The following is a 9,358-nucleotide window of genomic DNA, read 5'->3' on the forward strand; positions in this document are numbered from 1 at the left end:
GGTGGTCCGTCAATGAATACAGGCGCGCCGGTACTCGCCCGGCGTTACGCCATAGGCTTGCTTGAACTGCCGGTTCAAATGGCTCTGGTCGGAAAAGCCCAGGGCGAAGGCGACGTTGAACGGCAGGCAGTCGTTTTTCAGCAGTTCGCGGGCGCGGCTCAGGCGCCGTTGCTTGAGCCAGGCATGGGGCGGCAGGCCGGTGGCCTGGCGGAACACCCGGGCAAAGTGAAAGGGCGAGAGGTTCACCGCCGTGGCCAGCTCCTCCAGCGATGGCGGGTAGGCCAGGCGGCTGTCCATCAGTTCCTTGGCCCTGGCCACGGCGCAGGGGTCGTTGCCGGGCGTACGCGCGGTGCCGGCGCGGGCATGGCGCTGCACCAGCAGCAATACGGCTTCGCGCCAGGCAGTTTGTTGTTCCAGAGCGCTGGCACCGTGTTCAGCCGAGCAGTGCAGCCAGCTGAAGGCCTTGGCCAGTTGCGGGTCGTGCAGCACGCTGGCGTCGAAGCGCGGCAGGCCGTCGCGCTTGAGCTCCAGCTCGTCGAGCACGCCGGTGATGCGCTCGCTGTCGGGGTAAAAACCGCGATAGCGCCAGCCATCTTCACTGGCCTTGGCGCCGGTGTGCAGCTCGTCGGGGTTGATCAGCACCATGCTGCCCACCGGCGCCAGGTGTTCGCTGCCGCGGTGCCAGAAACGCTGGGCACCGGACTCGATGATGGTGATCACGTAGCCTTCGTGCACATGGGGAGCGAAGCGCTGCTGAAAATAACGCGCGTGCAGCATCTCGGTATCACCGAGCGCCGAGGCTTGCCAGAAGCGGGTCTGTTCCTTGTGTGCAGGGTTCATGGACTGCCGTTCAACCACCAACGAAAGACAAAAAAGAAGGCCATGCTCAGCAGCATGCTGATCAAGGTGCTGCGGGTCAACAGCACCAGCACCACCGCCACTACCGAACCGATCAGGTACGGGTTGCTCAGGCTCAGGTCGAGCTGGTGCCCGGGCAAGAATACAATCGGCCCGCAAATGGCGGTGAGCATGCCCGGCACGGCAAAGCCGAGGAACTGTCGGGCATTGGAGCTCAGGCGCAAGGGCAGGCGCGGTTCCAGGAAGGCATAGCGGTTGAGGAACACCAGCAGGCCCATGCCGATAATCAGGGCGAAAATCATGTGCGTGCTCCACTGAATTTCTGGCAGATGAAGCCTGCGCTCATGCCCAGCAACCCGGCGGCCACCAGGCCGATGTCCCAATGCCAGGCGCTGAACAGCACCGAGCAGAACAGCGACACCGCCACGCACACCACGGTGGGCAGGTTGCGCACCAGCGGCGCGATCAGGGCAACGAAGGTGGCGACGATCGAGAAGTCCAGGCCCAATTGGTCGAGGTGCGGAATGTTCTGGCCGAGGATGATCCCGGCCAGGGTGAACAGGTTCCAGGCAATGTAGAACGTCAGGCCGACCCCCAGGGCATACCAGCGATTGAACTGCTGTTGGTCGTACTGGCTGGTGAGGGCGAAGAACTCATCAGTGAGCAAAAAGCCCAGGCCCAGCCGCCAGCGGGTCGGCAGGCCCGACAGCACCGGGCGCATCGACAGCCCGTACAACAGGTGCTGGGAGGTCAGCAACAGGGTGGTCAGCAGGATCGAGAACAGGTTGGCGCCGCCCTTGAGCATGCCGATTGCCACCAGCTGCGCGGCACCGGCAAAGACGATCGCCGACAGGCCCTGGCCTTCCCAGGGGGTGAGGTTGGCTTCGATGGCCATGGAACCGGCCAGCAGCCCCCAGGGAGCGACGGCGAGGGACAACGGCAGGATGGCGATGGCGCCACGGATAAAGGCCTGGCGGGCGAACGGCGGACTGGACATGGACGGCAGCAACAATCAATGAATACGGTTGCACAGCATGCCAGAGGCGGGCGCCGCTGACTTGAACGATCTTGCTGTCAGCAGCGGCGCAGAGGCCCCAGTACTCAGTAGTGATTGCTGGCCAGCCGCCGTTGCGCGGCGATGCAGCCATTGATGTCCACCGCTTTTTGCCAGTAGGCCTTGCTCTGCGCCGGGTCGGCGCTGGCCAGCAGGCGGTAGACCTCGGCCTGGTAGTCGCGCTGGCGGCCCCACTGCATGGCCAGGCCTTGCGGTTGCTCGCGGTGGCACAGGAGGCGCACGGTCGGTTGCGGGTAGTAAGGGGCGTAGAGGCTGGCCAGGTTGGGCACGCTTTCGAGCGCGCTGCGGTATTCGCTGCGGCTGTAGTTGGGGCACCAGTTCTCGATGCCCAGGGCCGCCGGGGCAAAGCCCTGGCCCATGCTGGCTTCGAGCAGCGGGCAGGCGGCAGCGGAAATCTGCGCTGCCGGCAGGTAGGTGATGTAGTAGAGCGCCAGGCGATACTGGGCCGCCGGGTGGTCAAGCTCCACGGCTTTTTTCAACAGGCTCACCGCAGGCGCCAGGGTGCGGCCCAGGGCCTGACCTTGCTGGGCAAGATCCTGGTCGGTGGTGCTGGTCTTGAGGGTGAAGCTGGCGCTCTGGTTGTCGGCCTGTTCCAGCAAACTCACGGCCTGGCGGTACAGCAGGTCGGCATGCGGGTCGATCTGTACGCCGGCAGCCAGTACCGAGGTCGGCAGCACGACGGCGAGCAGGCCGTGCAAAAGGGGCGAGCGGATCAAGGAAGTGCCTCTGGAGTTCGGGGCCGGGCGGGTATGCATGTTGGCTTGGAGACGACTGCGCTGTTCAGGGTTCAATCCGACTGTCCATAGTGTGGCTGGCCTGGGTGATAGCGCGCCATTCTAACCGCTCCGGGCCCGCGCCCGAAAGCGTAGCCCGTCAGGGCAACAGTTGCCGGATGTTGTAGACCAGCCCGACGGCGGCGATGGCCAGCAGTACCACGGCGCTGATGGCGCTGATCAGGCGCCGGTCGAGGCGCTCGGCCAGGCGGCCGATGACCAGGATGTACAGGCCCAGAATGCCCAGGTCGAGCACCAGCCAGACCAGCGCCAACAGCATCAGGCTGTGGCTGAACTGCTCGGTGACCTGGATGAACTGCGGGAAGAAGGCGACGAAAAACAGGATGTCCTTGGGGTTCGACAGGCCAATGGCAAAGCCTTGCCACAGCCCGCCCTGGCGCACCGCAGCTGGCGCTGCGGCGTGCGCGGGCCGGCGCAGTTCGGCCAGCGCGCCGAGGCCCAGAAAGCCGATGAACAGGCAGCCGAACACGCTCAAGGCGCTAAGCAGCAGCGGGTTGATCGCGGCGCTGCTGAAGATCAGCAGCGCCGCCAGGGCAATCAGCACCAGTGACGCGCCGTTGGTGCCCAGGGCGGTCAGCAGTGCCTGTTTGCGCCCGGCGCGGGCGGTGGTGTTGACCACCAGCGCCACCACCGGGCCGGGGCTGGCGATCAGCAGCACAACGGTCAGAGCGTAGGTAGCAAGCAGGGGACTGTTCACGGGCGTGTCTCGAGGGCGTTTGTCGGGAGTGCAATTCTCGGCAGGCCCGGTTCGGTTGTAAAACGCCTGTTACTGTGGCCTTCTATTAGTTTGACTCATGCTAGAGGCGGCCATGACCGAACGCATTCCCGCATTGCAGGCGCTCAGGGCGTTCGAGGTGGCCGCGCGCTATGGTTCGTTCACCCGCGCCGGCGAAGAACTGGCCCTGACTCAGGGCGCCATCAGCCATCACATCAAAACCCTCGAAGGCCTGTTCGCCTGCGCCCTTTTCGAGCGTCGCGGGCCGAAAGTGGTGCTGACCGAAGCGGGCCGACTGCTGGCCCAGGAGCTGAAAGTCGGCTTCAAGATCATCGAAAACGCCTGTGGCCTGCTCAGGCAGGACCGCCAGCAACTGCGCCTGAAGGCGCCCTCGACCCTGACCGTGCGCTGGTTGCTTGGCCAGTTGGCGCTGTTCAAGCAATGTGAAGAACACACTCAGGTGCAACTGAGCAGCGTGTGGATGGACATCGATACGGTGGATTTTTACAGCGAGCCCTACGACTGCGCGATCCTGTTGAGCGACGGACATTTCGGCGCCGGCATCGCCAGCCTCAAGCTGTTTGACGAATGGCTGGTGCCGGTGAGCCAGCCCGGTTACCCGGCAGACCTGGCCCATTGCGAGCTGCTGCATCCATCGCCTGACCGGCGTGACTGGCGGCGCTGGTTGCAGCGCACCGGGGCTGCGGCCATCAGCCTTGAGCGCGGCCAGCTGTTCGATACCCTCGACCAGGGCATCTCGGCGGCTCAGCAAGGCCTGGGCGTGGGCGTGGTCGACCTGTTATTGGCCAGCGCCGAGCTCGATGCCGGGCGCCTGGTCACGCCGTTTACGCAGGCGGTGGCCACCGGCGAGGGCTATTACCTGGCCTGGCTGCAGGCCAGTCCCAAAGCCCGCCAGGTGCAAAAACTCGGCGAGTTCCTGGTGCAGCAGGTGCCGCAATTGCCTGCCCAGGGCTTTGATTATTTATATGACTAATACTGCGGTGCGCCAGCATCGGGCAGCAGCCGCGTGCTCATGAAATCGATGAACACCCGCAGCCGTGGCGGCACTTGCCGCCCCGAGGGCCACAGCAGGTAGAAGCTGCCGCGGCGCTCCATGTAGTCATCGAGCACGGTCACCAGGTCGCCGCGCTGCAACTGCTGGCGCACGGTGAAATCCGGAATGCAGGTGATGCCGCGATCGCGCATGGCAAAGCAGATGCGCGTGTCGACGTGGTTGCAGACCATCGACACCGGGATCTCATAGGCGTGGTCGGCGGGCTCCTGGCGCAGCGGCCACTGTTCGAGCTTGCCGGTGCTGGGGAAACGGTAATGCAGGCAGGTGTGGCGGGCCAGTTCGGCGGGGTGCGTGGGGCGGCCATTGCGCGCAAGGTAGGCCGGCGAGGCCACCAGTACATGGTGAAAATGGCCAAGAAAGCGTGCGCTCAGGCGTGAGTCGCTGGGCGTTCCGCCGCGCATTACCACGTCGAAGCCTTCGCCGATGATATCGACCAGGCGATCGTCGAAATCCAGGTCCAGTTCGATCTCCGGGTACTGCGCCATGAACTCGCTCAAGGCCGGCATCACCAGCGCGGTCACCTGCGGCAGGCTGATGCGTAAACGCCCGCGCGGCACCTCGCTGGCTTGGGACAGTTCAAGTTCGGTGGCTTCGATCTCGGCGAGGATGCGCCGGCTGCGTTCCAGGAACAGGCTGCCCTCGGCGGTCAGGGTGATGCTGCGCGTGCTGCGGTGAAACAGGCGCACCCCCAGGCGGCTCTCCAGGCGCGCCACGCGCTTGCCGATGGCCGAAGCGCTGACGCCCAACGATTGCGCCGCGCCGACGAAGCTACCGGTTTCTGCCACCCGCACGAACACCACGAAACCGCTGAGGCTATCCATCTGCTTTCCCTGATTGCGGACACTGATGTCCGTTATGAGCGGAATTGTACCCGTCTTTTTCCGCAGTGACCGCAGGCTTAAGGTTCGCCAATCTTTCTTGCAGGAGTTTCACCATGACCCCGATGAGTTGCACCGCGGACGGGCCAGCCGCACTCGAACAGCCCTTGCCGGTCAGCGGCCTGCTGGCGCTGGCCATGACCGGCTTTATCGCCATTCTCAGCGAAACCCTGCCGGCCGGCCTGCTCGGGCAGATCTCCAGCGGCATGCAGATCAGCGAGGCCATGGCCGGGCAGATGGTCAGCGTCTATGCCCTGGGCTCGCTTTTGACCGCCATCCCGCTGGTGACCCTGACCCAGGGTTGGCGCCGGCGACCGGTATTGTTGCTGGCGATTGTCGGCTTTTTGCTGTTCAACACGGTGACGGCGCTATCGGCTTCGTACTGGCTGACCCTGGTCGCGCGCTTCATGACCGGTGTTGCCGCGGGCCTGGCTTGGGGCGTGATTGCCGGGCATGCACGGCGCATGGTCAGCCCCGAGCAGCAAGGCCGGGCCATGGCCGTGGCGATGATTGGTGCGCCAGTGGCCTTGTCGCTGGGGGTGCCGGCCGGTACCTGGCTGGGCGAGTTGCTGGGCTGGCGCATGACCTTTGCCCTGGTGTCCGGCGCGACTGTGGTGCTGGTGGCCTGGGTGCTGTGCAAGGTGCCGGATTTCGACGGCCACGCTCCGGGCCAACGCCCTGGTATCGCCCAGGTGTTGCGCACCCCTGGGGTGCTGGCGGTGTTGCTGGTGATCCTTACCTGGGTGCTGGCGCACAACGTGCTGTACACCTACATCGTGCCGTACCTGGCCTCGGTGGGCCTGGCGGCGAGCACCGGCATGGTCTTGCTGACCTTCGGCATTGCCGCCCTGGCCGGCATCGGTGTGGTCGGTGCGCTGATCGACAAGCACCTGCGCAACATGGTCCTGCTCAGTCTGTTCGGCTTTGCCGTGGTGGCGCTGGTGCTCGGTTTTGTCAGCCAGTCGGCGCCGCTGGTGTACCTCAGTGTCGCGCTCTGGGGCCTGACCTACGGTGGCGCACCAACCCTGCTGCAAACCGCCAGCGCCGACGCCGCCGGGGAGGGCGCCGATGTCGCTCAGTCGATGATCGTCACCGTGTGGAACTCGGCGATTGCCGCCGGTGGCCTGCTCGGCGGCGTGCTGCTTAGCCAGTGGGGCGTGGGCAGTTTCCCCTGGGTATTGCTGGCGCTGATTGCGCTGGCCTTGTTGATCGCCGGTCGCGCCCATGGTCACGGTTTCGCCCCGGGGGCACGGGTGCCGAGCTAAGTTCGCCAGGCCGCCGCGCAGACGGGTAGAATCGCCGCATACACAGGTGTATTCGAGGTTGCAGCGGTGGAGTTACAGCAGGGCTTTGTCCTGACCCGGCATTGGCGCGATACCCCGGCCGGTACCGTTGTCGAGTTCTGGCTGGCCACCGACCAGGGCCCGCGGCGTTTGCGTCTGCCCGTGCAGACTTCAGTGGCGTTCATCCCCGCCGAGCAGCGGCGCCAGGCCGAGGCGGTGTTGCGCGGCGAGCGCGAGGTCGAGTTGCGCGAGCTGGCCCTGCGTGATTTTGAACAACGGCCGGTGCTGGGCTTGTACTGCCGCCAGCACCGCCAGTTGATCCAGCTGGAAAAGCGCCTGCGCGCCGCCGGGGTGCAAATCTACGAGGCTGATGTGCGTCCGCCGGAGCGCTACCTGATGGAGCGCTTCATCACCGCGCCGGTCAGCTTCAGCGGCACGGTGGATGCCAGTGGCGTGCTGATCGACGCCCAGCTCAAGCCCGCCCCCGATTATCGACCCACGCTCAAGCTGGTGTCGCTGGACATCGAAACCACCGAGCGCGGCGAGCTGTACTCCATCGCCCTCGAAGGCTGCGGCCAGCGCCAGGTGTACATGCTCGGCCCGGCCAACGGCAACGCCGAGGGCGTGGATTTCGATCTCCAATACTGCGACAGCCGTGCCCGCTTGCTTGAGCGCTTGAACGACTGGCTGGCCGTGCATGACCCCGATGCAATCATCGGCTGGAACCTGGTGCAGTTCGACCTGCGCGTGCTGCAGCATCACGCGACCCAGCTCAAGGTGCCGCTGCGCCTGGGGCGTGGCGGCGAAGCAATGGACTGGCGCGAGCACGGTAGCCGCGCGCATTTTTTTGCCGGGGCGGCCGGGCGGCTGATCATCGACGGTATCGAAGGGCTGCGTTCGGCGACCTGGAGCTTCCCCTCCTTCAGCCTGGAGAACGTCGCCCAGACCCTGCTCGGCGAAGGCAAGGCGATCGACACCCCGTACCAGCGCATGGACGAAATCAACCGCATGTTCGCCGAGGACAAACCGGCCCTGGCCCGCTACAACCTCAAGGACTGCGAGCTGGTTACGCGGATTTTCGCCAAGACCGAACTGCTGACCTTCCTGCTCGAACGGGCCACGGTCACCGGCTTGCCGGCCGATCGCAGCGGCGGCTCGGTGGCGGCGTTCTGTCATTTGTACATGCCCCTGATGCACCGCCAGGGCTTCGTCGCGCCCAACCAGGGCGAGCGCCCGGAAGAGGCCAGCCCCGGTGGTTTCGTCATGGATTCGCGGCCGGGCTTGTACGAGTCGGTGCTGGTGCTCGACTACAAGAGCCTGTATCCGTCGATCATCCGCACGTTTCTGATCGACCCGCTGGGGCTGGTCGAAGGCTTGCGCGAGCCGGGTGATGAGACCTCGGTGCCAGGCTTTCGCGGAGCGCGTTTTTCCCGCAGCCGGCATTGTTTGCCGGCGATTGTCGAGCGGGTCTGGCAGGGCCGCGAGGTGGCCAAGCGCGAGCACAATGCGCCGCTGTCACAGGCGCTGAAAATCATCATGAACGCCTTTTACGGTGTGCTCGGTTCCAGCGGTTGCCGCTTTTTCGACCCACGCCTGGCCTCATCAATCACAATGCGCGGCCACGAGATCATGCGCCGTACCCGCGAGCTGATCGAGGCCAAGGGTTATGCGGTGATCTATGGCGACACCGACTCGACTTTCGTCTGGCTCAAGCGTGCCCATGACGAGGCGGATGCGGGGCGTATCGGTCGCGAGCTGGTGCAGCAGGTCAACCAGTGGTGGCGCGAGCACCTGCGCGACAGCTACGGCCTGGACAGTGCCCTGGAACTGCAGTACGAAACCCACTACAAGCGCTTTTTGATGCCGACCATTCGCGGTGCCGAGGAAGGCAGCAAGAAGCGCTATGCCGGCCTGGTGCAACGTGGCGAAGGCACTGAAGAGATGATCTACAAGGGCCTGGAAAGCGTGCGCACCGACTGGTCGCCGCTGGCCCGGCAGTTTCAGCAAGAGCTGTACGAGCGGATCTTCAAACGCCAGCCGTACCAGCAGTACCTGCGTGAGTATGTGCGCAAGACCTTGGCTGGCGAGCAGGATGAGCTGTTGATCTACCGCAAGCGCCTGCGCCGGCCGCTGGCCGACTACCAGCGCAACGTGCCGCCGCATGTGCGTGCGGCGCGCATGGCTGACGACTTCAATGACCGCCAGGGCCGGCCGCGGCAGTACCAGAATGGCGGCTGGATCAGCTACGTGATTACTGTGGCCGGACCGGAGCCGCTGGAAACGCGGCATTCGGCGATCGACTACGACCATTACCTGACCCGGCAATTGCAGCCGGTGGCGGATGCGATCCTGCCGTTCGTGGAGGATGACTTCACGGCATTGATCGATCGGCAGATGGGCTTGTTCTAGCCGGGCCCGCTATGAGGCCCGGGTTGCGACCGCTGCGCGCTCGATCGCAGGCAAGGCCTGCTCCCACAGGTCTGGTACATGCAGGTCTATTGTGGTGCGGCCTTGCCGGCGATGAGGCCGGTGCAGGCAGCGCATCAGGTGTTGGCTGTGTTGCGACCGCTGCGCGCTCGATCGCAGGCAAGGCCTGCTCCCACAGGTCCGGTACATGCAGGTCTATTGTGTGGGCCTTGCCGGCGATGAGGCCGGTACAGCCAGCACATCAGGTGGCATC

The 9,358-nt window shown here is 65.1% G+C and carries 9 protein-coding genes; 3 read left to right on the forward strand and 6 right to left on the reverse strand.

The window, feature by feature from the left end; all coding sequences use genetic code 11:
* Positions 1-9: 9 nt before the first annotated feature.
* From ABIE20_RS26570 to ABIE20_RS26590, 5 genes are all read right to left on the reverse strand, one after another.
* Positions 10-840, reverse strand: a complete 831-nt coding sequence (locus ABIE20_RS26570) for an AraC family ligand binding domain-containing protein (RefSeq protein WP_429508463.1) — start codon at positions 838-840, stop codon at positions 10-12.
* The gene (locus ABIE20_RS26575; RefSeq protein WP_429508464.1) at positions 837-1,160 is read right to left on the reverse strand and encodes an AzlD domain-containing protein; all 324 of its coding nucleotides are present in this window, start codon (positions 1,158-1,160) and stop codon (positions 837-839) included. Before ABIE20_RS26575 ends, ABIE20_RS26570 begins: the two co-directional genes overlap by 4 nt.
* Positions 1,157-1,855, reverse strand: a complete 699-nt coding sequence (locus ABIE20_RS26580) for an AzlC family ABC transporter permease (RefSeq protein ID WP_429508466.1) — start codon at positions 1,853-1,855, stop codon at positions 1,157-1,159. Before ABIE20_RS26580 ends, ABIE20_RS26575 begins: the two co-directional genes overlap by 4 nt.
* 104 nt (positions 1,856-1,959) lie before the next feature.
* On the reverse strand, positions 1,960-2,688 hold the full coding sequence (locus tag ABIE20_RS26585) for a sel1 repeat family protein (protein ID WP_429508474.1): 729 nt from the start codon (positions 2,686-2,688) through the stop codon (positions 1,960-1,962).
* A 118-nt stretch (positions 2,689-2,806) separates the two neighbouring features.
* Positions 2,807-3,424 (reverse strand): LysE family translocator, encoded by a 618-nt coding sequence (locus ABIE20_RS26590; RefSeq protein WP_429508468.1) that lies wholly within the window; start codon positions 3,422-3,424, stop codon positions 2,807-2,809.
* Between the two features lie 112 nt (positions 3,425-3,536).
* On the opposite strand from ABIE20_RS26590, the gene ABIE20_RS26595 reads away from it, so the two are divergent.
* Complete coding sequence (locus ABIE20_RS26595) at positions 3,537-4,436, forward strand: LysR substrate-binding domain-containing protein (protein ID WP_429508470.1); 900 nt, start codon at positions 3,537-3,539, stop codon at positions 4,434-4,436.
* Here ABIE20_RS26595 and ABIE20_RS26600 read toward each other — a convergent pair.
* Positions 4,433-5,338 carry a LysR family transcriptional regulator gene (locus ABIE20_RS26600; protein ID WP_429508472.1) on the reverse strand — a complete coding sequence of 302 codons (906 nt, stop codon included), beginning with the start codon at positions 5,336-5,338 and terminating at the stop codon, positions 4,433-4,435. The two genes, ABIE20_RS26595 and ABIE20_RS26600, sit on opposite strands and share 4 nt — an antisense overlap.
* 122 nt (positions 5,339-5,460) lie before the next feature.
* Between ABIE20_RS26600 and ABIE20_RS26605 the strand changes: the two genes are divergently transcribed.
* Positions 5,461-6,660: an MFS transporter gene (locus ABIE20_RS26605; protein WP_429508475.1), complete on the forward strand. Its 1,200-nt coding sequence runs from the start codon at positions 5,461-5,463 to the stop codon at positions 6,658-6,660.
* A gap of 66 nt (positions 6,661-6,726) precedes the next feature.
* Positions 6,727-9,087 (forward strand): DNA polymerase II, encoded by a 2,361-nt coding sequence (locus tag ABIE20_RS26610; RefSeq protein ID WP_429508473.1) that lies wholly within the window; start codon positions 6,727-6,729, stop codon positions 9,085-9,087.
* Positions 9,088-9,358 lie beyond the last annotated feature (271 nt).

It is taken from the genome of Pseudomonas sp. 2835 (genome assembly GCF_050435905.1).
Lineage (GTDB): Bacteria > Pseudomonadota > Gammaproteobacteria > Pseudomonadales > Pseudomonadaceae > Aquipseudomonas.

Bases quoted from the DNA above. Each gene is read 5' to 3' on its own strand.
- ABIE20_RS26570 (WP_429508463.1), bottom strand. From the start codon at position 840: ATGAACCCTGCACACAAGGAACAGACCCGCTTCTGGCAAGCCTCGGCG.
- ABIE20_RS26600 (WP_429508472.1), bottom strand. From the start codon at position 5,338: ATGGATAGCCTCAGCGGTTTCGTGGTGTTCGTGCGGGTGGCAGAAACC.
- ABIE20_RS26605 (WP_429508475.1), top strand. From the start codon at position 5,461: ATGAGTTGCACCGCGGACGGGCCAGCCGCACTCGAACAGCCCTTGCCG.
- ABIE20_RS26585 (WP_429508474.1), bottom strand. From the start codon at position 2,688: ATGCATACCCGCCCGGCCCCGAACTCCAGAGGCACTTCCTTGATCCGC.
- ABIE20_RS26580 (WP_429508466.1), bottom strand. From the start codon at position 1,855: ATGTCCAGTCCGCCGTTCGCCCGCCAGGCCTTTATCCGTGGCGCCATC.
- ABIE20_RS26575 (WP_429508464.1), bottom strand. From the start codon at position 1,160: ATGATTTTCGCCCTGATTATCGGCATGGGCCTGCTGGTGTTCCTCAAC.
- ABIE20_RS26595 (WP_429508470.1), top strand. From the start codon at position 3,537: ATGACCGAACGCATTCCCGCATTGCAGGCGCTCAGGGCGTTCGAGGTG.